The sequence below is a fragment of the Microbacterium sp. genome (assembly GCF_044508325.1).
Taxonomy (GTDB): Bacteria; Actinomycetota; Actinomycetes; order Actinomycetales; family Microbacteriaceae; genus Microbacterium.
This window is the reverse complement of sequence record NZ_JBIQHX010000009.1, coordinates 61,903-85,689: the sequence shown is the minus strand read 5'-3', so window position 1 is coordinate 85,689 and position 23,787 is coordinate 61,903. Positions and strand designations below refer to the sequence as shown.

Genomic DNA, 23,787 nt, shown 5'->3' with positions numbered 1-23,787 from the left:
CGCCACGAGCACATTCCAAGGAGCCGCGAACACATGGCAAACTTCACCATCGCCGACATCAAGACGCTGCGCGAGCAGCTGGGGACCGGCCTGGTCGACACGAAGAAGGCGCTCGAGGAGGCCGACGGCGACCTCGAGAAGGCCGTCGAGATCCTGCGCCTGAAGGGTGCGAAGGGCAACGCCAAGCGCGCCGACCGCTCGACGAGCGAGGGCCTGGTCGCCGCCCGCGAGGGCGACGGCACGGTCACCCTCATCGAGCTCGCCTGCGAGACCGATTTCGTCGCCAAGAACGAGCGCTTCATCGCGCTGGCCGACAAGGTCGCCGACGCCGTCGCGGCGGTGCGCGCCGACTCGGTGGAGCAGGCGCTGGCCGCCGACGCCGGCGGCCAGACGGTCGAGCAGCTCATCTCGGACGAGGCGGCCGTCATCGGCGAGAAGGTCGTGCTCCGCCGCGTCCGCACGCTGACCGGCGACGCCTTCGAGGTGTACCTGCACCGCACCAGCAAGGACCTGCCGCCGCAGATCGGCGTGGTGGTCGCCTACACCGGTGCCGACGCCGAGACGGCCCGCTCCATCGCGCAGCACATCTCGTTCGCCAACCCGACCTACCTGTCGCGCGAGGACGTCCCCGCCGCAGACGTGGAGAAGGAGCGCGAGATCGTCACCGAGATCTCGCGCAGCGAGGGCAAGCCGGAGGCCGCGCTGCCGAAGATCGTCGAGGGCCGCCTCGGCGCGTTCTTCAAGCAGGTCGCGCTCCTGGACCAGGACTACGCGAAGGACAACAAGCTGTCCGTCGGCCAGGTCGCCAAGGACGCCGGCATCACCGTCACCGATTTCGCCCGCTTCAAGGTCGGAGCGTAATCGGCGAAGGAGGGCCCGCATCGGATTCGATGCGGGCCCTCGTCGTGCCGTTCGCTAGTTTGGATCCGACGGGAGGAGAAACGTGACCGATGAATCCAGGGGACGCCGCCGCGTCCTGCTGAAGCTCTCCGGGGAGGCGTTCGGCGGCGGGAGCCTCGGGGTCAACCCGGACGTCGTCGCGCAGATCGCCCAGGAGATCGCCGCCGCCGTCGGACAGGTCGAGATCGCCGTCGTGGTCGGCGGGGGCAACTTCTTCCGCGGAGCCGAGCTGAGCCAGCGCGGCATGGACCGTGGGCGGGCCGACTACATGGGGATGCTCGGGACCGTCATGAACGCCCTCGCCCTGCAGGACTTCCTGGAGCAGGCCGGCGCGGCGACCCGGGTGCAGTCGGCGATCCAGATGACCCAGGTCGCCGAGCCGTACATCCCGCTGCGCGCGGAGCGGCACATGGAGAAGGGCCGCGTCGTGATCTTCGGCGCCGGCGCCGGGCTTCCCTACTTCTCGACCGACACGGTCGCAGCCCAGCGGGCCCTGGAGATCCGCGCCGACGAGGTCCTGGTGGCGAAGAACGGCGTGGACGGCGTCTACACGGCGGACCCGAAGAAGGATGCCTCCGCCACCCGTATCGACCGGATCACCTACCAGGAGGCGCTGCAGAGCGGTCTGCGGGTGGTCGATTCGACGGCGTTCAGCCTCTGCATGGACAACCGCATGGACATGCGCGTGTTCGGCATGGAGCCGCGGGGAAACGTCACCCGCGCGCTGCTGGGAGAGTCGATCGGCACCCTCGTCACGACGTGACGCCTCCGCGGGCGGCGGGAGCCGCCCGCTAGAATCGAGCTCTGACAGCCGAAGAATGGAGAGACCGTGATCGCGGACGTCCTGGCCGATGCCACCTCCCGCATGGATCGAGCCGTCGAAGCGGCGAAGGAGGACTTCGCCACCGTCCGCACCGGTCGCGCGAACCCCCAGCTCTTCCAGAAGATCCTGGTGGACTACTACGGCTCGCCCACGCCGCTCGCGCAGCTGGCATCCCTGAACAACCCCGAAGCGCGCACGCTCATCGTCACGCCCTATGACAAGTCGGCGATGAAGGCGATCGAGCAGGCCATCCGCGACACGCCCAGCATCGGCGCCAACCCCACCAACGACGGGAACATCATCCGGGTCACGCTGCCCGAGCTGACCGAAGAGCGCCGGCGGGAGTACGTCAAGCTGGTGCGCTCGAAGGCCGAGGACGCCCGCGTGCAGGTGCGCGGCATCCGCCGCCGGGCCAAGGACGACCTGGACGAGCTCAAGAGCGAGATCGGCGAGGACGAGCTCGTGCGTGCGGAGAAGGAGCTCGACGCGATCACCCGCACGCACGTCGACCTCATCGACGACGCACTCAAGCGCAAAGAGGCAGAGCTGCTCGAGGTCTGAGCCCGCCCATGTCCGACCCCGCCGACGGCCAACAGCCTCAGCGCCCGCTGACGCGGCGCGAGGCGGCCAAGGCGCGCCGTCAGGCCGCTGTCGCCGGCGCTCCGCCTCCGGCGGTGCCGCCGCCGGAGGCGATCCCGCCTCGTCCCGCGCTGCCCGAGGGCGAGAACGGCACCCTCCAGGAGTCCATGCGCAGCGCGCGCACGGAATTCGAGCAGCAGGTCGCGCATGCCCGGGAGCAGTTCGAGGAGGCGAACGAGCGCATCAAGCAGCGCACCGGCCGCGATCTGATCCTCGCCATCATCATCGGCCTGGCCATCGGCGCGGTCCTGATCGCGACCCTGATCTTCCTGAAATGGGTGTTCGTCGCCTTCGCCCTCGCCGCGAGCGTGCTGGGCACCGTGGAGCTGGCCCGGGCCCTCCAGGGGGGTGGGCGCCGCATCGACCTCGTGCCGCAGCTGATCCTCGGGTCGGCGCTCGTGATCTGCGCGGCCTTCCTCGGCTACGCGCTGCAGTGGGTGCTGCTGTTCTCGGCGATCGCGATCATCGTCGTATGGCGGCTGATCGCCCAGATGGCGGCCAAGGACGGTCGCACGTACGGAGATGTCCTGCGCGATGTGGTCACCGGCGTCTTCCTCCAGCTGTACGTGCCGTTCCTGGCCAGCCTGTGCATCGTGCTGCTGCGCCAGGATCAGGGCGAGTGGTGGGTGCTCGCATTCATCATCGTGGCGGTCGCCACCGACACCGGCGCGTACTCGGCGGGGATCTCCTTCGGCAGGCACCCGATGGCGCCTCGCATCAGCCCCAAGAAGACCTGGGAGGGCTTCGCCGGCGGCGTCGTGGGGGCCGTCGTGGCGGGACTCCTGCTGGCCCAGTTCATGCTGCACATCCCGTTGTGGTGCGGCGCGGTGCTGGGCGTTGCCGTCCTCCTGTCCGCGACCGTCGGCGACCTGGGCGAATCGATGCTCAAGCGGGACCTGGGGATCAAGGACATGAGCTCGTGGCTGCCCGGTCACGGCGGCGTCCTCGACCGGCTCGACTCCATCCTGCTGTCCACGGTGCCGGCTCTGGCCCTGTACTACCTGTTCTCCCCTCTGGTGGTCTCATGACATACGACCCGTTGCCGACCGACGACACCGCGGCGGCAGAGCCGTCAGCGCGCCCCGCCCCGTTCCCCGATGCTCCGCGCGGGCAGAAGGGGTACGACAAGCGGGCCGTGGAGGTGTTCCTGGCTCGGGCGCGCGCCGCGTTCGAGGCGCCGGGCGACGACCCGCCGATCACCAGCGCCACCGTGCGGGACGCGACCTTCCCGCTGGTGAAGAGGGGCTATGCGGTCGCGGCCGTGGATGCGGCGCTCGGGCGCATCGAGGACGCCTTCGCGAACCGTGAGCGCGAGGAGGGGATCGCCCGGGCGGGCGTGGCCGGCTGGGTCGAGGGTGCACGTGCCACCGCGCAGGAGGTGCTCGATCGGCTGGCACGTCCCGACGGCCGGCGCTTCGCGCGAGCGCGGGGGATGCGCTACGGCTACCGCATCGACGAGGTGGATCTCGTCTCGCGCAAGCTCATCGGCTACTTCGAGCGCGGCGAGCCGGTCACCGTCGACCAGGTGCGCCAGGCGGCGTTCCGCATGCAGCGGCGCGGCTATCGCGAGGAGCAGGTGGACGCTCTCCTGGACGCGGTCGTCGAGGTCATGCTGGCGGTGCGCTGACCAGGTCCCCGCGTCATCGCGCGCTCGGATGGCATGCCCAGGCGGCGGCCGGTAGACTCGCGTCATTGTGACACCGGGCAAAGAGATGATCCCCGCCAGTTCCCGGCGGCTTGCGCGCGCCTCGGCGGCGCCGGACACCGCGGGGCCCGCCCGGTCAGCGCCGCGACCTGCACCCAAAGCCCGCTGGTCTCGGCGACGCGGGGTGCTCGGCGTCTTCGCCGCGTTCGCAGCTGTGGGTTTCGCGGCCGCCTACGTCGGCCCGATGGGCGCCGCGTTCGCCGAGCCCGAGGCCGCGGTGACGACCTCGCTGTTCGCCGAGGCGGTCGACGGCCAGCAGACGATCGACCAGGCTGCCGAAGCGGCCAAGGTCTCGCTGGAGCGCGACAGCTACGCCGTCTACGTCAAGCCCAAGCCCAAGCCGACCGCCCGCAGCGCTTCGGCGGGCGGAGGATCCGGCTGGGTGCCTCCGTTCGTCAAGCCGGACCCCGGCTCGGCCAAGGCGATCGCCTACGACATGGTCAAGGCGCGGGGCTGGAGCGACGACGAGTTCGCCTGCCTCGTCGCGCTGTGGAACCGTGAGTCCGGCTGGCGCGTGAACGCGTACAACAAGTCCAGCGGGGCGTACGGCATCCCGCAGGCGCTCCCCGGCACGAAGATGGCCTCCGCCGGCGCGGACTGGCAGACCAGCGCGACGACCCAGATCAAGTGGGGCCTGGGGTACATCAAGGGCCGCTACGGCACGCCGTGCGGCGCCTGGGCGCATTCGCAGCGCACCGGCTGGTACTGATCCGTGCCTCGGTCGAACCGTCGTCGGCCGGCCAAGGCGGGCGAGGACTCGTTCGAACGGTTCGTCGCCGGCTTCGCGCGGACCGAGACGCGGCGCGGGGCGGACTGGACCGTGCAGCCGGTCTCCGGTGCGCAGGCGGTCAAGACGTACACGTGCCCGGGCTGCGGGCGCGACATCGCGCCCGGGGTGGCGCACATCGTCGCGTGGCGTGCGGACGGCGTGCTCGGCGACGCGGCCGACCTCGCGGCGCGCCGGCACTGGCACACCGCCTGCTGGCGGATCGCCTGATCAGCGCTCGTTCTGCCGGGGGATGACCACCTGCCGGTAGATGATGAGGATGCTCGCGGCCACCGGGATCGCGATGAGCGCGCCGAGCAGTCCCAGCAGCGATCCGCCCGCCAGCGCGGCGACCACCACGACCCCGCCGGGCACCGCGACAGCGCGGCTCATGATCCGCGGAGAGACGATGTACGCCTCGATCTGCATGTAGATGAGGTAGTAGATCGCCGCGATGAGGGCGGTCGTGGGGGACCCGAGCCCGGGGACCAGGCAGGTCAGGACGATGATCGTCGAGCCGGTCAGCGTGCCCACGAGCGGGATCAGCGAGAAGAAGAACGCCACCACGGCGAGCACCGCCGGAAACGGCGCGTTGATGATCGACAGGAAGACGGCGCTGAGCACGCCGTTGATCAGGCCGAGGGAGACCTGCCCCATCACGTAGTAGCCCACCGAGTCCGAGATCTGCTCGGAGAGATCGATGAAGCGGTCGCGCCGGGAGGCGGGGACCAGCTGGTACACCGCGCGCTTGAGCGCCGGAGTGGACGCCGTGAAGTAGATCGTGAGGATCAGGACGATGAAGGCGCCGAACAGCCCGGACGCCACGGCCAGGCCGACATTGATGACTCCGCCGGTGATCGAGCCCCAGTTGTCCAGGAGCCAGTCCTGGAGATTGGCCAGCGCCTCATCGAGGAACTCGGGGGGAAGCCCCGGGAACAGGGCCTGGAGCCATCCGCTCACCTCATCCAGGAACTGCGGCAGGGTCCGGCTTCCCACGAAGTCGCCGATGGCGCCGACGAGCTGACTGATCTGGTCGACGATGATCGGCACCACCAGCAGCACGATGCCCGCGAACGCCGCCAGCACGCCCAGGATCGTCACGAGGACCGCCGCCCATCTGGGCAGTCGCAGCCGCTCGAGCCACGCCACGATCGGCTCGAGTCCGAGCGAGAGGAACAGCGCGGTGCCGATGTAGAGCAGGATCGTCGACAGCGTCTGGATGCTGCCGATCAGCAGCAGCCCGAGACCCACACCCAGGGTCGCGACGAACGCCGTGCGGAACGGGTTGTTGAACTTCATGGATCTCCCATCGCTCCGGCGTCCAGGTCAGAATAGCCACCTGCGCACCCGGAGCGAGGTCACCACCCCTTCCATGGTGTCTTTCAGGTGTCCTTCGCTAGTCTGGAATGTCGAGTGTGCAGACCCGGCACCGAAGCGACCGGGTCACGGATGGAGTATTTCGCGTGCGATTCGTGTGGGCTGTGGTGGCCTTCTTCCTCGCCGCCGTGTGCATCGCAGGGGGCATCGCCCAGCGCACGGTGTTCATGGGCCCCAAGACCGAACAGGCTGACATCGCCGTGACGGCGGAGCTGCCCTACACCCTCATCGACGGCGCCGTGCTGTCGTCGATCCCGGGCACGCAGACTCTGGTCGTGCGCGGCGACGGGCCGGTGTTCGCCGCCTACGGTCGCACCACCGACATGACCGGCTGGCTCTCCGATGCCGCCTACAGCCACGTGTCGATGAAGGGCGGCGAGATCGTCGTCGACGAGGTCGCCCCGGTGTCCCTCGCCGTCGCCGACGACGGCACCGAGGCTGCACCCGCCACTCGCAATCCCGCCGGCTCCGACCTCTGGCTGGACCAGTACCAGGACGACGCGGCCGTCGTCGCGCCCCTCAAGCTGCCCGAGAACATGAGCGTGCTCGTCGCATCGGACGGCACGCAGCCCGCTCCGGCCGACATCACGATCTCGTGGCCCCTGGACAACTCCACGCCCTGGGCGGGACCGCTCATCGTGCTGGGCGGCGTGTTCCTCGCGGTGGGCGTCGTGCTCTGGCTGCTCGGCATCCGGCATGTCCGCCGCTCCCGCGGCCCGCGCCGCAAGGCCCTTCCTCCGCTGCCCGAGACCCAGCCCATCGACCTCGCGATCGAGGCCGAGGACAAAGGGGTCATCTCGGCGGGCGCGCCCACGCGCCGCGCCGTCGGCGCCGCGCGCCGGGGATTCATCGTCTTTCCCGCCGTCGCGATCTCCGCGCTCCTGTTCGCGGGCTGCTCGTCCGACGCATGGCCGCAGCTCGGCGGCGCCGCCTCACCCAGCCCGAGCCCGTCGGAGACGGTGATCGTCCCCGAGGGTCAGCAGCAGCCGGCAGTCACCCAGGCGCAGGCCGAGCGGATCCTCGCCGATGTCGCCGCGACCGTCGTGGAGGCCGACGAGGCCAAGGACGCAGAGCTCGCTGCGACCCGCCTGGCCGGAGCAGCCCTGGCCGAGCGGAAGACGGACTACAAGCTGCGCGCGGCGATCAAGGACCGTGAGCCGATGCCGTCGATCCCGGCCAAGCCGCTCGCCGTGCTGCTGCCCCAGCAGTACGACGGCTGGCCGCGCACGGTGATGTCGATCGTCTACGACAAGGACGACGCCACGGTGGCGCCGACCATCATGCTCATGACCCAGCAGGACCCGTGGTCGGAGTACAAGGTGGGCTATCTCGCCAACCTCGAGGCATCCGCCGAGCTGCCCGGGGTGGCACCCGCCGACATCGGCGCGATCCAGGTCCAGCCGGACTCGCCGTTCCTCGTGATCGAGCCGGGCGATCTGGCCGCCGCCTACGCCGATGTGCTGAACAAGGGCGACCAGAGCGAGTACGCGGGTCTGTTCGACCTCGCCAACGACCACTTCCACGCCTCGGTGGCCGACAAGCGCAGCCAGCAGCTGGAGGCCTTCAACAAGACAGGCAAGAAGACCGCCACCCTGACGTTCTCGTCGACGGTGGGGCCGGAGGCGCCGCTGGCCCTCGCCACGCTCGAGAGCGGCGCGATCGTCGCGGTGAACATCAACGAGACCGACACGGTCAAGCCGACCAACAAGGACGCCGTGATCAAGCTCAACGACAAGAACAACCCGAACCCGACCGTCAAGACGCTGACCGGCGTCGACCAGTCGGCGACCGGGTTCACGACGACCTACAGCGACCAGCTGTTCTTCTATGTGCCGGGGCAGGGCTCCACGGAGAAGATCCGTCTCCTCGGCTACAGCTCCAACATCCTCTCCGCGGCGGTGATCAAGAAGTGAGCAGTCCCGACCCCTCGGTCCTTCAGCAGAGCGCCGTCCTGCGCGGTGCCGTGGATCTGTCCGCGCTGCGCAACCGGCCGGCGGCCCCTGCGCCGGGTGCCGACGGCGACGGCGGCGCCGCGCCTTCGCTGGTGATGGATGTCACCGATCAGTCGTTCCCGCAGGTGCTCGAGCTCTCGCGCACCGTGCCGGTCGTGGTGGACCTGTGGGCCGAGTGGTGCGGACCGTGCAAGCAGCTCAGCCCGATCCTCGAGAAGGTCGTCACCGAGCTCGGCGGTCGCCTGGTGCTCGCCAAGGTCGACGTCGACGCGAACCCCCAGTTGTCGCAGGCTTTCCGCGCGCAGTCCATCCCGATGGTCGTCGCCCTGGTCGCCGGCCAGCCGGTGCCGCTGTTCACGGGCGCCGTGCCGGAGCAGCAGGTGCGCGAGGTCTTCGCCCAGCTCCTCCAGCTCGCCGCCCAGAACGGCGTGACCGGCACGATCGCCGTCGACGGTGCCGACGCGGGCGCGGATGCCGCGGAGCCGGCGGAGCCGGAGCTTCCGCCGCTGCACGCCGAGGCTTTCGACGCGATCGAGGCGGGCGACTACAGCCGGGCGGTGACCGCCTACGAGAAGGCGCTCGCCGAGAACCCGCACGATTCCGACGCCGCCGCCGGGCTCGCTCAGGTGCGCCTGCTCGAGCGTGTGCAGGGCGCCGACCTGCAGGCGGCGCGGGCGGCGGCCGCGGCCTCTCCGCTGGATGTCGACGCCCAGTTCGCGGTGGCGGACCTGGATGTCGCCGGCGGCCACGTCGACGACGCGTTCGACCGTCTGCTCGACCTGTTCGCCGCGCTTCCCGCTCCGGAGCGCGGCCCGGTGCGCGAGCGCCTGCTCGAGCTGTTCGGACTGGTGGGCGACGGCGACCCCCGGGTGATCCGCGCCCGCGGGCGCCTGGCATCCCTGCTCTTCTGAGGATCCTCCTCCCGAGTGCGTCAGGTGCTGTGGCGCAGCCACAGCACGCCGAGCGGCGGCAGCACCATGGTCGCGCGCCGGTCGGGTCCGGTGCGCACCGCGCCGAGGTTTCCGACTCCCGAGCCCCCGTACGCCTCGGCATCCGTGTTGAGGATCTCGTGCCACTCGCCTGCCTCGGGAAGCTCCAGCGCGAAGCCTTCGACGGGCGTTCCGGAGAAGTTGCACACGACGGCCACGGTGCCGCCGTGGTGATCCCGCCGTGCGAACGCGAGCGTGTCGGGGTTCCAGTCCGGTGCGCCCAATCGTGAGAACGCCGCGCCGTCGCCGTCCCGCGACCACAGCGGCGCGTGCTCGCGATAGACGCGGTTGAGGGCTCCCACGAAGTCGACGAGCCGGCGGTGCGACGGCTGATCGAGCAGCCACCAGTCCAGGCCCCGGCTCTCGGACCACTCGGACAGCTGACCGAACTCCTGACCCATGAACAGGAGCTGCTTGCCCGGATGTCCCCACATGTACGCCAGGAAGGCGCGCATGTTCGCGAGCTTCTGCCAGTGGTCGCCCGGCATGCGCCCGAACAGGCTTCCCTTGCCGTGGACCACCTCGTCGTGGCTGATCGGCAGCAGGAAGTTCTCGCTGAACGCGTAGACGAACGAGAACGACAGCTCGCCGGCGTGGTAGGCGCGGTACATCGGGTCGCGCTTGATGTACTCCAGCGAGTCGTTCATCCAGCCCATGTTCCACTTGAACCCGAATCCCAGCCCGCCGGCGCTCGTGGGTGCGGTGACACCGGGATAGCTGGTGGACTCCTCGGCGATCATCGCGATGCCGGGGTGCCGCCGGTAGGCGGTCGCGTTGACCTCCTGCAGGAAGGCGATGGCCTCGAGGTTCTCCCGCCCGCCGTGCTCGTTCGGCACCCACTCTCCCTCTTCGCGCGAGTAGTCCAGATAGAGCATGGAGGCCACGGCGTCCACCCGGAGGCCGTCGACGTGGAACTCCTCGAGCCAGTACAGTGCGTTCGCGACGAGGAAGTTGCGGACCTCACGGCGCCCGTAGTCGAAGATGTACGTGCCCCAGTCCTTGTGCTCGCCGCGCCGGGGGTCGGGATGCTCGTAGAGCGGCTCGCCGTCGAAGCGGGCCAGGGCGAACGCATCCTTCGGGAAGTGTCCGGGGACCCAGTCCATGATGACGCCGAGGCCCGCCTGATGCAGCCGGTCGATGAGCTGGCGGAGGTCGTCCGGAGTGCCGAACCGGCTGGTGGGGGCGTAGTAGCCGGTCACCTGATAGCCCCACGACCCCCCGAACGGGTGCTCGGCCAGCGGCAGGAACTCGACGTGCGTGAAGCCGCGGCCGGTCACGTAGTCGATGAGCTCGTCGGCGGCGTCCCGATACGACAGCCCGGGGCGCCATGAGCCCAGATGCACCTCGTAGACCGACATCGGCTGCGAGACCGGCGTCGAGCGGGTGCGCGCGCGCATCCAGTCGCCGTCCTGCCACGCGTGGTGCGAGCGGGTTACGATCGACCCGGTCGCAGGCGGCACCTCCGCCTGGCGAGCCATCGGGTCGGCCTTGAGGATCCACGAGCCGCCGCGGGTGAGCAGCTCGAACTTGTACACCGCCCCCTCGGCGACCCCGGGCGCGAACAGCTCCCACACGCCGCTCGAGCCGAGCGACCTCATGGCGTGGCCCTGTCCGTTCCAGTCGTTGAAGTCGCCGACCACCCGCACCGCCTGCGCGTTCGGCGCCCACACGGTGAATGCCGTCCCCGCGACGCCGTCGTCGTCGCGGACGTGCGCGCCCAGCACGTGCCACAGCTGCTCGTGGCGCCCCTCGGCGATCAGGTGCAGGTCGAGCTCGCCCAGCGTGGGCAGGTGCCGGTAGGCGTCGTCGACCTCCCAGTCCGGGGCGCCGTCGTAGGTCGCCACCAGCGTGTAGGCACCGGGTCCGCGGGTGTGGGCACCCTCCCAGATGCCGTACGCGACGTGATCGAGCCGGAGGCGGGTGCCGTCCGGGAAGACTGCGGAGACGGATGCCGCCAGCGGCCGCCGCGCGCGGATCACCCACGACTCCCGTCCTTCCGCGTCGGCGATCCGGTGCTGACCGAGGACGTCGTGCGGCGCATGGTGGGAGCCGCTGGAGACCTTGTTGAGCGTGTCGTCGTCGAGGCTGCTCATCGCCGCTCCCTGACGTGGAGGATGTGCACCGGCTCGTGGAAGGCGTCGAGCCGGACGAAGTCGTGGTCGGTCCAGGTCCAGCGCGCTCCGGTCACCAGGTCCTCCACCTCGAACGGCTCGCCCGGCTCGACGCCCCAGATCCGCGTGTCGAGGTGGACCGTCGTCTGGCGCACCGAGTGGGGGTCGACGTTGGCCACCACGATGATCGTGTCGGAGGCACCGGTGGGCGAGTGCGCGGCATCCAGGTGCTTCGAGTACACGAGGATCGCGTCGTCGTCGCTCCAGTGCGCCCTCCAGTTGCGCAGCTGCCGCAGCGCGGGGTGCGCGGCTCGGATCTCGTTGAGGCGTCGCAGATAGGGCGCGAGCGAGTCGCCGCGCGCCTCGGCGCCCGCCCAGTCCCGCAGCTTGTACTCGTACTTCTCGTTGTCGATGTTCTCCTCCGAGCCGGGGCGGGCGACGTTCTCGAAGAGCTCGTAGCCGGCGTACACGCCGTAGCAGGGCGCAGAGGTGGCCGCGATCGCGGCCCGGATCTTGTACGCCGGGCGCCCGCCGAACTGCAGGTACTCGGTGAGGATGTCCGGGGTGTTGACGAACAGGTTCGGGCGCATGAAGTCGGCGGTGTCGTCGGCGACCCAGCCCAGGAACTCCTCGAGCTCGGCCTTGGTGTTGCGCCAGGTGAAGTACGAGTAGCTCTGCTGGAATCCGGCCTGCGCGAGCGCCTGCAGGGGAGCAGGGCGGGTGAACGCCTCGGCGAGGAAGACGACGTCGGGATGCTCGGCGGTCACCGCGGCGATGAGCCACTCCCAGAACCAGAGCGGCTTGGTGTGCGGATTGTCCACGCGGAAGATCCGCACCCCCTGCGCGATCCAGTGCCGCACGATCCGCAGCACCTCGGCGCAGATCCCCTCCGGATCGTGGTCGAAGTTGATCGGATAGATGTCCTGATACTTCTTCGGCGGATTCTCCGCATAGGCGATCGTGCCGTCCGGGAGGGTCGTGAACCACTCCGGGTGCTCGGTGACCCACGGGTGGTCGGGCGAGGCCTGCAGCGCCAGATCGAGGGCGATCTCCAGTCCCTCCGCCGCCGCGGCGCGTACGAACGCCCGGAAGTCGGCGAGGTTTCCCAGGTCCGGGTGGATGGCATCGTGCCCGCCCTCGGCGGCCCCGATCGCCCAGGGCGAGCCGGGATCCACGGCCGGGTCGGCGCCGAGCGTGTTGTCGGGGCCCTTGCGACCGGCGCGGCCGATGGGATGGATGGGCGGCAGGTAGACCACCTGGAACCCCATCGCCGCGACCTCCGGCAGACGCTTGGCGGCGGTGCGGAAGGTGCCGCTGCGGATCGTGCCGTCAGCACGCCGCCGTGCGCCCTCCGAGCGTGGAAAGAACTCGTACCAGGCACCCACCCCGGCGCGCTCCCGCTCCACCAGCAGGGCACGGTCGGCCCCGACGGTGACCAGCGACATCAGCGGGCGCTCGGCGAACAGCGCCGCGACGGCGGCATCCTGCACGGTCTGAAGCGCCTCGTCGTCGTCGACGGCGTGATCCCGCAGCCGCTGCGCCGTCGCCGTGAGCCGTCGCCGCTGCGCCGCGGGCCGCGACTTCTCCGCTGCGGCGCGGTCGAGAAGGCGCGCGCCCAGTTCGCGCATGAGGGCCGTGTCGACGCCGGCCGCGAGCTTGACCGCGGCGGCGTGCTGCCACGTGCGGAAGTCGTCGGCGAACGCCTCGAACCGGAAACGCCACCCGCCCTGCTCGAGCAGCGCCACGTCGGCGCGCCAGCGGTCGAACCCGTCGTCGAGGGAGGTGAGCCGGTGCAGGGACTCGTCGCCGGACGGCGCGAACAGGCGCACGTGCACGCCGATGAGGTCGTGCCCTTCGCGGAACGCCGTGGCGCGGAACGGGACGACTTCGCCGGCGAACGCCTTCGGGCGGTAGCGGGCGTCGGGTGTGGCCGGCCGCTCGTCGGTGATCGGGATGCGTCCGGTGACCGTCTCGAGCGGGTTCCGATGGGGTGCCGCCGCCCGCGGCGGGATCGCCGACGCGCTGCGCCACGGCGGCGGTGCGGGGCGGGTGCGTGCTGTGCTGGCCACGCCACGAACCTATCGCGCGCAGCCCGCGGAGTCAGGGGGGTCACTCCGCGCGGAAAAGGCGCATCGAGGTGCCGGGCACCGGCACGATGTCGCCAGGCGCGAACGCCGGGCCCTCCGAGTCGGGGCGCTCGTCGGCGCTCGACCACAGCGAGACGAACCGCGTCACGCCGTCGACCTGTGGAAGCACGACGTCGATCGGCGCCTCGTGGCCGTGGATGATCAGCAGCACGCGGTTGACCTGCTCGATCTCGGGGATGGAGGTGGCGACGTACTGGAGGGTGCGGTGCGACGGATTGGTCCACCGTTCGATCGACATGGTCTCGCCGAGTTCGTCGTACCAGTCCATCACGGAGGCGTTGGGCACGCGCTGTTCGGCGTGCGCGAAGTGAACGGGGCGCAGGGCGGGGTTCTCACGGCGGAGCCGCGTGAGGGTGCGCACGTGCGCGAGGAGGTCGCGCTGCCACGGCTCGTGGGTCCATGACAGCCAGGTCAGAGGCGAGTCGTGGCAGTACGCGTTGTTGTTGCCCTTCTGGGTGCGGGCGAACTCGTCTCCCGCGGTGATCATCGGGACCCCGGATGACAGCAGCAGGGTGCCGAGCAGATTGCGCATGGCCTTGCGGCGGACCGCCAGGATGTGCGGGTCGTCGGTCGGGCCCTCCACGCCGTGGTTGAACGAGCGGTTCGTGTCGGCGCCGTCGCGCCCGTCCTCGCCGTTGGCCTCGTTGTGCTTGATGTCGTACGAGACCAGGTCGTGGAGGGTGAAGCCGTCGTGGGCGGTGACGAAGTTGACCGACGCCAGCGGGCCGCGCGCGGCGCTGAACGTGTTCGAGGAGCCGGCCAGGCGTGTCGCGAAGCCGCCGATGCCGACGGGGGCGACCGACGCGCGCCGCACGTAGTCGATGTCGCTGAGCCAGAAGTTGCGGACCCGGTCGCGGAAGCGGTCGTTCCACTCGCTCCATCCCGGCGCGAAGTTGCCGGTCTGCCACCCGCCCTCGCCGACGTCCCACGGCTCGGCGATCTTCTTGACGTCGGCGAGGGCCGGATCGTCGATGATCGCCTGCAGCAGCGGATGATCCGGCGTGAAGGTCTGGTGCGCGTCGCGGCCCAGGGTGACGGCGAGGTCGAACCGGAAGCCGTCCACCCCGCACTCCTGAGCCCAGTAGCGCAGGGAGTCCAGGACCAGGCGCGCCGCGGCATCCGTGTTCGTGTCCAGCGAGTTGCCGCAGCCGGTGACGTCGATGTAGGCGCCGTCGGCGTGCTGGCGATAGTACGCGCGGTTGTCGATGCCGCGCAGACTCGAGCGCGGCCCGCCGATGCCGAGCTCGGACGTGTGGTTGTAGACGACGTCGAGGATGACCTCCAGCCCCGCCTCGTGCAGCCGCCGGACCATTCCTTTGAACTCGCGCAGCACGCCCGCGGCCCCCTCACGCCTGCTTCGCTCGGTGGCGTAGCCGGCGTGCGGGGTGAAGAAGTTCAGCGTGTTGTAGCCCCAGTAGTTCACCAGTGAGTGGTGGAGCAGCCGCGGCTCCGAGACGAAGGCGTGCACCGGGAGCAGCTCGACCGCGGTCACGCCCAGGCTCAGCAGGTGCTCGATCGTCGCGTCGTGCGCGAGTCCTGCGTAGGTTCCGTGCAGTGCCGGCGGGACGAGCGGGTGGCGCTTGGTGAGGCCCTTCACGTGGGCCTCGTAGATGACGGTGCGATCCAGCGGCGTCGCGGGCTTTGCGACCCCGCCCCAGTCGAATGCGCCGTCCACCACCTCCGAGCGCCACATGCGATGCCCGTCGCCGGCGAGACCGCGCGAGTACGGCTCGAGCAGCAGAGAGCGGCGATTGAACGCGCTGCCCGGCCCCGGCGGGCCGTCGACGCGGATGGCGTAGTGGGTCCCGACGCGCAGCCGGGGCGTGGTGGCGCTCCACACGTCGCCCGGCCCGGGGGTGAGCGGGACGGTGTCGACGATCCAGTCGAGGTCGTCCCCGTCGAAGATCACGAGCTCGACCTCGTCAGCGTGCGCCGACCACACCCGGAGGGTGCCTCCGTCCGCGCCGAGGGTCACGCCCAGATCGTCCAGATCGGGGGCGAGCAGTCCGGGCGCCGTCTGCAGGGCGGACTGACGGCTGGGCATGCGTTCTACAGTAGTTCGGGTGCCGGGGACCGGCCCGCAGGCACCGGCGAGGCGGCGATGACGATCTATCTGGATCATGCGGCGACCACTCCGCTGCGTCCGCAGGCCCGTGATGCGTGGCTGGCGGCGGCGGAGGTGGCCGGCAACGCGTCGTCCGTGCATGCGGCCGGGCAGGAGGCGCGGCGGCTGCTCGCGGAGTCGCGGGAGAGGCTCGCGGCGGTCATCGACTGCGATCCGATCGAGGTCGTGTTCACCTCCGGCGGCACCGAGTCGGTCAATCTGGCGCTGAAGGGCCTGTGGTGGGCGCGATCGCCGGCCCACGACGTCGTCGTCCTACCCGACGGCGAGCACCATGCCACGCTCGATACCGTGCAGTGGCTCCACGAGCACGAGGGCGCGCGGGTGGCGCCGGTCCCGCTCGATCGGCTCGGTCGCATCCCGGCCGGAGGGTTCGGCGCGGCGCTGCCCGGCGCCGCCCTGGCGACGGCTCTGGTCGCCAACAACGAAGTGGGCACGGTCAACGACGCGGCGGCGCTCGCGGGGGCCGCGGCGGATGCGGGGACGCCTCTGCACCTGGACGCCGTGAGCGCCTTCGGACACGTGCCGGTGTCGTTCCGGCGCTGGCGAGGCGACGCGCGAGGCCGCGCGGGCCTGGTCGCGCTGAGCGTCTCGGCGCACAAGATCGGCGGACCGGTCGGCGTCGGCGCCGTCGTCGCGTCCCGGCACGCCGCGATCACTCCGCTGCTGCACGGCGGCGGCCAGCAGCGCGGCCTGCGCTCGGGCACGCAGGATGTCGCCGGTGCCACGGCGTTCGCCGTCGCCGCCGAGCTGGCCGCGGCCGAGCGGGCGGCCGAGTCGCATCGGCTCGCGGCCCTGCGCGACCGACTCGTCGCGGGGGCTCGGGCGTCGGTGCCCGGCGCCGAGCTCCTGGGCGACCCGGACGACCGGCTGCCGGGGAACGCGCACCTTCTGTTCCCCGGGGCGACGGGGGAGACCCTGCTGTTCCTGCTCGACCGGGAGGGCATCGCGGTCTCCACGGGGTCTGCCTGCCAGGCGGGGGTGCCGGAGCCCTCCCATGTGGTCAGGGCGCTCGGCCGGGCCGATGCCGAGGCCCGGCAGGTGCTGCGCATCACGCTGGGCCGCACCTCGACCCCCGCCGACGTGGACGCCCTGCTGGCGGTGCTGCCGGCCGCCGTGGAGCGTGCGCGCGCCGCATCCTGACCTGCTGCCCAGGGAGGGTTCGTACACTGGAGGCATGCGGATCCTGGCGGCGATGAGCGGCGGCGTCGACTCCGCCGTCGCGGCCGCGCGGGCCGTCGAGGCGGGGCACGACGTCGTCGGCGTGCACCTCGCGCTCTCGCGCGCGGGGGGCACGCTGCGCACCGGCAGCCGGGGCTGCTGCACGATCGAGGATGCGATGGATGCCCGGCGCGCGGCGGATCGGCTCGGCATCCCGTTCTACGTCTGGGACTTCTCCGAGCGCTTCCGCGACGACGTCGTCGAGGACTTCGTCGCCGAGTACCGTGCCGGGCGCACGCCGAACCCGTGCATGCGCTGCAACGAGCGCATCAAATTCGCGGCGCTCCTGGAGCGCGCGCTCGAACTCGGCTTCGACGCGGTGTGCACGGGACACTACGCGACCGTCGTGGACGGCCCCGACGGCCGCGAGCTGCACCGGGCCTCGGACGCCGCCAAGGACCAGTCCTACGTCCTCGGGGTGCTCACGGCCGACCAGCTCGCACACACGTACTTCCCGCTGGGTGCCACCCCGTCCAAAGCGCTCGTGCGTGCCGAGGCCGAGGAGCGGGGCCTGGCCGTGGCGCACAAACCCGACAGCCACGACATCTGCTTCATCCCGGACGGCGACACGCGGGGCTGGCTCGCCGAGCGCGTCGGCGCCGAGCGCGGCGACATCGTCGACCGCACCGGGGCGGTGGTCGGCTCGCACGAGGGCGCCCACGCCTTCACCGTGGGCCAGCGGCGCGGCCTGCAGCTGGGCGTGCCCGCCCCCGACGGCAGGCCGCGGTTCGTCCTGGAGGTGCGCCCCGTCTCGAACACCGTCGTCGTCGGACCCAAAGAGGCGCTGGCCACCGCCGAGATCGCGGGCGGGCGGTACTCGTGGGCCGGTCGCGCGCCGGTGGCGGGCGAGTTCTCGTGCGACGTGCAGATCCGCGCGCACGCCGACCCGGTGCCGGCGGTCGCCGTGCTCGACGAGCAGGGCGTCACGGTGCGCCCGCGGCATCCCTTCGACGGCGTCGCCCCCGGTCAGACCGCGGTGCTCTACGACGGCACGCGGGTGATCGGGCAGTTCACCGTGGATCGCACCGTGCCGGCCGTGCCGGCCGGTGTATGACGTCGGGGGCGGTCCTTAGACTGGCCGGGTGGCAGACGCTCCGACCGACCTCCCCGACCTCCTGAGCCTCGACGAGGCCCACCGTGAGGCCGAGAGCCTCACCGAGCGCATCTTCGAGGCGCGCGACGCCTACTACGGGCGCGACGCCGAGATCGTCGACGATGCGACCTACGACGGGTGGATGCGCCGTCTGGAAGAGCTCGAGCGCATGCATCCCGAGCTGCAGGGCCAGGACTCGCCGACCCTCACCGTCGGCGCCGCCGAGTCGTCGATGTTCGCGCCCATCGAGCACGCGGAGCGCATGCTGAGCCTGGACAACGTCTTCAGCGAGGCCGAGCTCGAGGAGTGGTGCCGCAAGACGCAGGATGCCGCGGGCCGGTCGGTGCGGTGGCTCACCGAGCTGAAGATCGACGGTCTCGCCATCAGCCTTCGGTACGAGCGCGGTGTGCTCGTCTCGGCGGCCACGCGCGGCGACGGGCGGATCGGGGAGGACGTCACCGTCAACGCGCGACGGGTGACCGGAGTGCCCGAGCGGCTCGACGGCGCCGACCACCCCGAGCTCGTCGAGGTGCGCGGCGAGGTGTTCATCCCGGTGGCGGCCTTCGACGACCTGAACGCGCTCCAGGCCGACCTGCGTGAGCGCGCCTTCGCATCCTCCGTCGAGCGGGGGGTCGATGCCGAGAAGGCCCGGCGCTCCGCCGACCGCCGGTTCCCCGCGTTCGCGAATCCGCGCAACGCCGCCAGCGGCGGCCTGCGCCAGCAGCTGGAGAAGAAGAGCGGCATGGAGCTGGAGGCGGGGCGGGCGCGCATCGGGTCGCTGCGGCTGTACGTGCACGGCATCGGCGCGTGGCAGGATCCGCCGGTCGCATCCCAGAGCGAGGTGTACGGGCTGCTGGCCGACTGGGGCCTTCCCGCCAGTCCCTACGCGCGCACGTTCGACACCATCGACGGCGTGCTCGAGTTCGTCGCCCACTACGGCGAGCACCGGCACGACGTGGAGCACGAGATCGACGGCGTCGTCGTGAAGGTGGACGAGCTGGTCCTGCACGACGAGCTGGGCGCCACCAGCCGTGCGCCGCGCTGGGCGATCGCGTACAAGTACCCGCCCGAGCAGGTCAACACGAGACTGCTCGACATCGTCGTCTCGGTCGGTCGGACCGGACGGGCGACACCGTACGCGGTGATGGCGCCGGCGCGGGTCGCCGGCTCGGTCGTGCGCCAGGCCACCCTGCACAACCAGGAGGTCGTGCGCGCCAAGGGCGTGCTCATCGGCGACACCGTCGTGCTGCGCAAGGCGGGCGACGTGATCCCCGAGATCCTCGGACCGGTCGCCGAGCTGCGCGACGGGACGGAGCGCGAGTTCGTCATGCCGGCGGACTGCCCCGAGTGCGGATCCCCGCTCGCACCCGCCAAGGAGGGCGACATCGATCTGCGCTGCCCGAATGCGCGGTCCTGCCCGGCCCAGGTGCGCGGTCGGGTCGAGCACATCGGATCCCGCGGTGCGCTCGACATCGAGGCGCTCGGCGAGGTCACCGCTGCCGCGCTCACCCAGCCGGTCGCGCCGCAGGAGGCGGTCCTGGACACCGAGGCGGGCCTGTTCGACCTCACGCTCGACCGGCTCGTGCCGATCGAGACGGTCGTGCGGGACGCGGAGACCGGCGAGGTGAAGCTCGACGAGGCGACGGGCGAACCCGTCCGGCGGGCGCCGTTCCGACGCAATCCCACACCCGCCGAGAAGAAGGCGGGCCTGAGCGGTCCGCAGCCGTCCGCACAGGCCCTGACGCTGCTCGATCAGCTCGAGAAGGCGAAGACCAAGGAGCTGTGGCGCTTCCTCGTGGCGCTGAACATCCGCCACGTCGGCCCTGTCGCGGCGCGCGCGCTCGCGCAGTGGTTCGGGTCGGTGGCGGCGATCCGCGCGGCCACACAGGAGGAGCTGGCCGCTGTCGAAGGCGTGGGCGGCATCATCGCCGAATCCGTGCGCGACTGGTTCACGGTGGACTGGCATGACGAGATCGTGGCCCGCTGGGAGGCGGCCGGCGCGCAGCTGGCGACCCCGGGCCACCCCGGCCCGGGCGCTGCCGCCGCCGCGGGCGGAGTGCTGGAGGGGGTCACGGTCGTCGCGACCGGCTCGCTCGAGGGCTACACCCGCGAGGGTGCGCAGGAGGCGATCATCCGCGCCGGCGGGAAGGCGGCATCCAGCGTCTCGAAGAAGACCGACTTCGTCGCCGCCGGTCCCGGCGCCGGTTCCAAGCTCGCCAAGGCGGAGGAACTCGGCGTGCGGATCATCGACGCGCAGCAGTTCCGCATCCTCGTCGAGCAGGGTCCTGCGGCGCTGGACGCGACGGCGCCGGACGCCGGGTGATGCCCGGGATCCTGCCTGCTCAGGAGCCCGTCGTCAGCTGCAGGAGCGACTCGCGCACCTGCCGTCGCAGCACCTTGCCGATCAGCGACTTGGGCAGCTCGTCGACGACGAAGATCCGCCGAGGCACCTTGTAGGGCGTGAGGATGCCGCGGGCGAACTCCCGGATGGCGTCCACATCGGGCTCGTCCACACCCGGGTCGAGGACGACCGCCGCGACGACCTCCTCGCCCGAGTGCTCGCTGGGCAGGCCCACCACGGCGACGTCGTCGACGTCGGGGTGCTGGCGCAGCGCGATCTCGATCTCGGTCGGCGCGACGTTGAACCCCCCGGTGATGATGAGCTCCTTGATGCGATCCACGATCCGCACGAACCCCTGCGGGTCGACGGTCACGATGTCGCCCGTGCGGAACCAGCCGTCGACGAACACCCGCTCCGTCTCCTCGGGCTTGCCGTAGTAACCCGAGAACACCTGCGGTCCCCGCACGATCAGCTCGCCGCGCTCACCCGGCGGCACATCGACGGTGGGCTCGTCCGGGTCGACGACCCGGCACTCGGTCCCCGGCAGCGGCAGCCCGACGGTGCCGGGCACGCGATTGTCGGCGACCGGGTTGGCCATCAGCACCGGCGAGCACTCCGACAGCCCGTAGCCCTCGACGAGGTAGCCGCCGGTGGCGGCCTCGAAGGGCACCACGAGCTCGTGGGGGAGTGCCATCGCGCCCGAGATGGCGATCTCGGTGCCGCGCAGCGAGACGCCCTGCTCCTGGGCGGCCCGCAGCAGCCGGTCGGCGATGGGCGGCACGAGGGGGAGGAAGGTCGCGGGATGCTTCTTGGTCACCGCCAGCACGAGGTCGGGATCGAACCGGGGGAAAAGCACCAGGCGCGCGCCCATCGACATCGCGAAGGTCAGGCACAGGGTGAGGCCGTACGCGTGGAACATCGGCAGCACCGCATAGACGACGCATCCGTCTCCGCGGGTGATCTGCGGCACCCATGCCTGGGCCTGCGCCGCATTGGACAGCAGGCTGCGGTGGGTCAGCGCCGCGCCCTTGGGCGTGCCGGTGGTCCCGCTGGTGTACTGGATGATCGCCAGGTCGTCCGTCTGCGGCGCCGGGTGCGACCCCGGCAGCGGGTCGGTCCGGATCAGGTCCTCCCACACGACCGTGCCGCTGACGCGCTCGTGCAGCGCCTCTCGCGACTCGCGGGCCTTGCGGATCGGCAGCTTGAGGGCCAGCCGCGTCGCCAGGGGCATCGCCTTGGTGACGTCGACCGAGACGATGCGCGGCACCTGCAGGTCGGCGGGGAACTCCTGCACGGTGCGCACCGCCTTCGACCACACGATCGCGGTCTTCGCGCCGTGATCCTCGAACTGCTTGCGCAGCTCGCGGGGCGTGTAGAGCGGATTGTGCTCGACGACGATCGCGCCGAGCCGCAGAATCGCGTAGAACGCGACGATGTGCTGCGGGCAGTTCGGCAGCACGATCGCCACGGTGTCGCCGGCGCCCACGCCGAGCGCCTTCAGGCCCGCGGCGGCGCGGTCGATCTGCTCCTGCAGCTGCCGGTACGTCGTCTCGGCGCCGAAGAACTGCAGTGCGACGGCGCTCGGGTAATCGCGTGCCGAGGCAGCGACGATGTCGACGAGCGAGCCGGACACGGGCGCCAGGTCCGCAGGGACCCCTTCCGCGTAGCTCGCGATCCAGGGACGGGGCGGGTCGTAGGTCGTCACGGGCCCAGCCTACGCGCGCGTCCCGGGCGCCGTCAGAGCGCCCATAGACTTGTCGGGTGTCAGAAATCACCCCCGATCTCGTGCGCCATCTCGGTGTGCTCGCCCGGATCCAGCTCAGCGACGAGGAGGTCGAGCGTCTGACCGGGCAGCTCGACGTGATCGTCGACAACATCGCCAAGGTGTCGCAGGTGGCGACGCCCGAGGTGCCGGCGACGAGCCACCCCGTGCCTCTCGAGAACGTCTTCCGGCCCGATGTCGTCGGCGACACCCTCACGCGCGAGCAGGCGCTGCAGAACGCGCCCGACTCTGCCGACGGCCGCTTCCGCGTGACCGCCATCCTCGGAGAAGAGCAATGACCGCGCAGGCAGGAGCGGGCGACATCATCCGGCTCACCGCGACAGAGCTGGCGGCGCGACTGGCCGCCGGCGAGATCTCGAGCGTCGAGGCCACCCAGGCCCATCTCGACCGGATCGCCGCGGTCGACGAGGACGTGCACGCGTTCCTGCACGTGAACGAGAGCGCCCTCGAGGTGGCCGCCGGCATCGACCGGCGCCGGGCCGCCGGCGATGAACTCGGTCCCCTCGCGGGCGTCCCGCTCGCGATCAAGGACGTGCTGGTGACCACAGACATGCCCTCCACGAGCGGATCGCGCATCCTGGAGGGCTACCTGTCGCCGTTCGATGCGACGGTGGTCGCCCGGTCCCGTGCGGCCGGGCTCGTTCCGCTGGGCAAGACGAACATGGACGAGTTCGCCATGGGATCGTCGACCGAGCACTCCGCCTACGGTCCGACGCGCAATCCGTGGGATCTCGACCGCATCCCCGGTGGTTCCGGCGGCGGCTCGGCGGCGGCGGTCGCCGCGTACGAGGCTCCGCTGGCCCTCGGCTCGGACACCGGCGGTTCGATCCGCCAGCCGGCCCATGTCACCGGCACGGTGGGAATGAAGCCCACCTACGGCGGCGTGAGCCGGTACGGCGCGATCGCGCTGGCATCGAGCCTCGACCAGGTCGGCCCCGTCACCCGGACCGTGCTCGATGCGGGTCTCCTGCACGACGTCGTCGGCGGTCACGATCCGCACGACTCGACCTCGCTCACCGACGCCTGGCCCTCGTTCGCCGACGCGGCCCGCGAGGGTGCGCGCGGTGACGTGCTGAAGGGACTGCGGGTCGGCGTCGTCCGCGAGCTGCCGGACACCGGCTTCCAGGCCGGCGTCGCCGCCTCGTTCCGCGAGGCGCTGGACGCGCTCCAGGCGCAGGGCGCCGAGATCGTCGAGGTGAGCGCGCCGCACTTCGAGTACGGCGTCGCCGCGTACTACCTGATCCTGCCGGCCGAGGCATCCAGCAATCTCGCCCGCTTCGACTCCGTGCGCTTCGGGATGCGGGTCACCCCGCACGCGAGCGCCACCGTCGAAGAGGTGATGGCGGCCACGCGGGAGGCGGGGTTCGGCGACGAGGTCAAACGGCGCATCATCCTCGGCACCTATGCGCTCAGCGCCGGCTACTACGACGCCTATTACGGCTCGGCGCAGAAGGTGCGCACACTGATCCAGCGCGACTTCGCCCAGGCGTTCGAGCAGGTGGATGTCATCGCGACCCCGTCGGCGCCGACCACCGCGTTCCGCTTCGGCGAGAAGATCGACGATCCGATGCAGATGTACCTCAACGACGTCACCACGATCCCGGCGAACCTCGCCGGCGTCCCGGGCATCTCGATCCCGTCCGGGCTCGCCGCCGAGGACGGGCTGCCCGTCGGCATCCAGTTCCTCGCCCCCGCCCGCGAGGACGCGCGCCTGTACCGGGTCGGTGCGGCGCTGGAGGCCGTGCTGATCGACGCCTGGGGCGGCCCGCTGCTGGATCGCGCCCCGCGACTGGGAGGTGCCGCGTGAAGAGCACGCTG

19 protein-coding genes are annotated in these 23,787 nt (G+C 71.2%); 14 read left to right on the top strand and 5 right to left on the bottom strand.

The window, feature by feature from the left end; translation table 11 throughout:
* The first annotated feature begins 33 nt into the window (after positions 1-33).
* From tsf to ACIWQI_RS09295, 7 genes are all read left to right on the top strand, one after another.
* A complete protein-coding gene (gene tsf, locus ACIWQI_RS09325) occupies positions 34-861 on the top strand; it encodes a translation elongation factor Ts (protein ID WP_396656893.1) in 828 nt (275 codons plus the stop codon).
* An 82-nt stretch (positions 862-943) separates the two neighbouring features.
* A complete protein-coding gene (pyrH, locus tag ACIWQI_RS09320) occupies positions 944-1,663 on the top strand; it encodes a UMP kinase (protein WP_396656892.1) in 720 nt (239 codons plus the stop codon).
* A 66-nt stretch (positions 1,664-1,729) separates the two neighbouring features.
* Complete coding sequence (frr, locus tag ACIWQI_RS09315) at positions 1,730-2,284, top strand: ribosome recycling factor (protein ID WP_396656891.1); 555 nt, start codon at positions 1,730-1,732, stop codon at positions 2,282-2,284.
* Positions 2,285-2,292: 8 nt separating this feature from the next.
* Positions 2,293-3,390: a phosphatidate cytidylyltransferase gene (locus ACIWQI_RS09310; RefSeq protein WP_396656890.1), complete on the top strand. Its 1,098-nt coding sequence runs from the start codon at positions 2,293-2,295 to the stop codon at positions 3,388-3,390.
* Entirely contained in the window at positions 3,387-3,989 is a 603-nt protein-coding gene (locus ACIWQI_RS09305; RefSeq protein ID WP_396656888.1) for a DivIVA domain-containing protein, read from the top strand. The genes ACIWQI_RS09310 and ACIWQI_RS09305 overlap by 4 nt, the downstream gene beginning before the upstream one ends.
* Positions 3,990-4,191: 202 nt before the next feature.
* Entirely contained in the window at positions 4,192-4,776 is a 585-nt protein-coding gene (locus ACIWQI_RS09300) for a phage tail tip lysozyme (protein ID WP_396656886.1), read from the top strand.
* Positions 4,777-4,779: 3 nt separating this feature from the next.
* Positions 4,780-5,064: a hypothetical protein gene (locus ACIWQI_RS09295; protein ID WP_396656885.1), complete on the top strand. Its 285-nt coding sequence runs from the start codon at positions 4,780-4,782 to the stop codon at positions 5,062-5,064.
* Here the strand turns inward: ACIWQI_RS09295 and ACIWQI_RS09290 are convergent, their stop codons facing one another.
* A complete protein-coding gene (locus tag ACIWQI_RS09290) occupies positions 5,065-6,132 on the bottom strand; it encodes an AI-2E family transporter (protein WP_396656884.1) in 1,068 nt (355 codons plus the stop codon).
* A gap of 164 nt (positions 6,133-6,296) precedes the next feature.
* Here ACIWQI_RS09290 and ACIWQI_RS09285 point away from each other — a divergent pair, with 164 nt between their 5' ends.
* Both ACIWQI_RS09285 and ACIWQI_RS09280 read left to right on the top strand, forming a co-directional pair.
* On the top strand, positions 6,297-8,123 hold the full coding sequence (locus tag ACIWQI_RS09285) for a glycosyl transferase (RefSeq protein ID WP_396656883.1): 1,827 nt from the start codon (positions 6,297-6,299) through the stop codon (positions 8,121-8,123).
* Positions 8,120-9,073, top strand: coding sequence for a tetratricopeptide repeat protein (locus tag ACIWQI_RS09280; protein ID WP_396656881.1), 954 nt, complete (start codon positions 8,120-8,122; stop codon positions 9,071-9,073). Before ACIWQI_RS09285 ends, ACIWQI_RS09280 begins: the two co-directional genes overlap by 4 nt.
* A gap of 20 nt (positions 9,074-9,093) precedes the next feature.
* Here ACIWQI_RS09280 and glgB read toward each other — a convergent pair whose 3' ends face one another.
* The 3 genes from glgB to glgX are packed head-to-tail and all read right to left on the bottom strand — an operon-like array spanning position 9,094 to position 15,453.
* On the bottom strand, positions 9,094-11,244 hold the full coding sequence (glgB, locus tag ACIWQI_RS09275) for a 1,4-alpha-glucan branching protein GlgB (RefSeq protein WP_396656879.1): 2,151 nt from the start codon (positions 11,242-11,244) through the stop codon (positions 9,094-9,096).
* The gene (locus ACIWQI_RS09270) at positions 11,241-13,331 is read right to left on the bottom strand and encodes a maltotransferase domain-containing protein (RefSeq protein WP_396656877.1); all 2,091 of its coding nucleotides are present in this window, start codon (positions 13,329-13,331) and stop codon (positions 11,241-11,243) included. Before ACIWQI_RS09270 ends, glgB begins: the two co-directional genes overlap by 4 nt.
* 40 nt (positions 13,332-13,371) lie before the next feature.
* Positions 13,372-15,453: a glycogen debranching protein GlgX gene (glgX, locus tag ACIWQI_RS09265; protein ID WP_396656875.1), complete on the bottom strand. Its 2,082-nt coding sequence runs from the start codon at positions 15,451-15,453 to the stop codon at positions 13,372-13,374.
* Positions 15,454-15,510: 57 nt separating this feature from the next.
* On the opposite strand from glgX, the gene ACIWQI_RS09260 reads away from it, so the two are divergent.
* The 3 genes from ACIWQI_RS09260 to ligA are packed head-to-tail and all read left to right on the top strand — an operon-like array spanning position 15,511 to position 20,168.
* On the top strand, positions 15,511-16,674 hold the full coding sequence (locus tag ACIWQI_RS09260) for a cysteine desulfurase family protein (RefSeq protein ID WP_396656874.1): 1,164 nt from the start codon (positions 15,511-15,513) through the stop codon (positions 16,672-16,674).
* 34 nt (positions 16,675-16,708) lie between these two features.
* Positions 16,709-17,806, top strand: a complete 1,098-nt coding sequence (mnmA, locus tag ACIWQI_RS09255) for a tRNA 2-thiouridine(34) synthase MnmA (RefSeq protein ID WP_396656872.1) — start codon at positions 16,709-16,711, stop codon at positions 17,804-17,806.
* 28 nt (positions 17,807-17,834) lie between these two features.
* Positions 17,835-20,168 (top strand): NAD-dependent DNA ligase LigA, encoded by a 2,334-nt coding sequence (gene ligA / locus ACIWQI_RS09250; RefSeq protein WP_396656871.1) that lies wholly within the window; start codon positions 17,835-17,837, stop codon positions 20,166-20,168.
* Between the two features lie 19 nt (positions 20,169-20,187).
* On the opposite strand, the gene ACIWQI_RS09245 is transcribed toward ligA, so the two are convergent.
* Positions 20,188-21,891 (bottom strand): long-chain-fatty-acid--CoA ligase, encoded by a 1,704-nt coding sequence (locus tag ACIWQI_RS09245; protein WP_396656870.1) that lies wholly within the window; start codon positions 21,889-21,891, stop codon positions 20,188-20,190.
* A 56-nt stretch (positions 21,892-21,947) separates the two neighbouring features.
* Between ACIWQI_RS09245 and gatC the strand changes: the two genes are divergently transcribed.
* Complete coding sequence (gene gatC / locus ACIWQI_RS09240) at positions 21,948-22,247, top strand: Asp-tRNA(Asn)/Glu-tRNA(Gln) amidotransferase subunit GatC (protein WP_396656869.1); 300 nt, start codon at positions 21,948-21,950, stop codon at positions 22,245-22,247.
* Positions 22,244-23,776, top strand: a complete 1,533-nt coding sequence (gene gatA / locus ACIWQI_RS09235; protein WP_396656868.1) for an Asp-tRNA(Asn)/Glu-tRNA(Gln) amidotransferase subunit GatA — start codon at positions 22,244-22,246, stop codon at positions 23,774-23,776. Before gatC ends, gatA begins: the two co-directional genes overlap by 4 nt.
* Positions 23,777-23,787 lie beyond the last annotated feature (11 nt).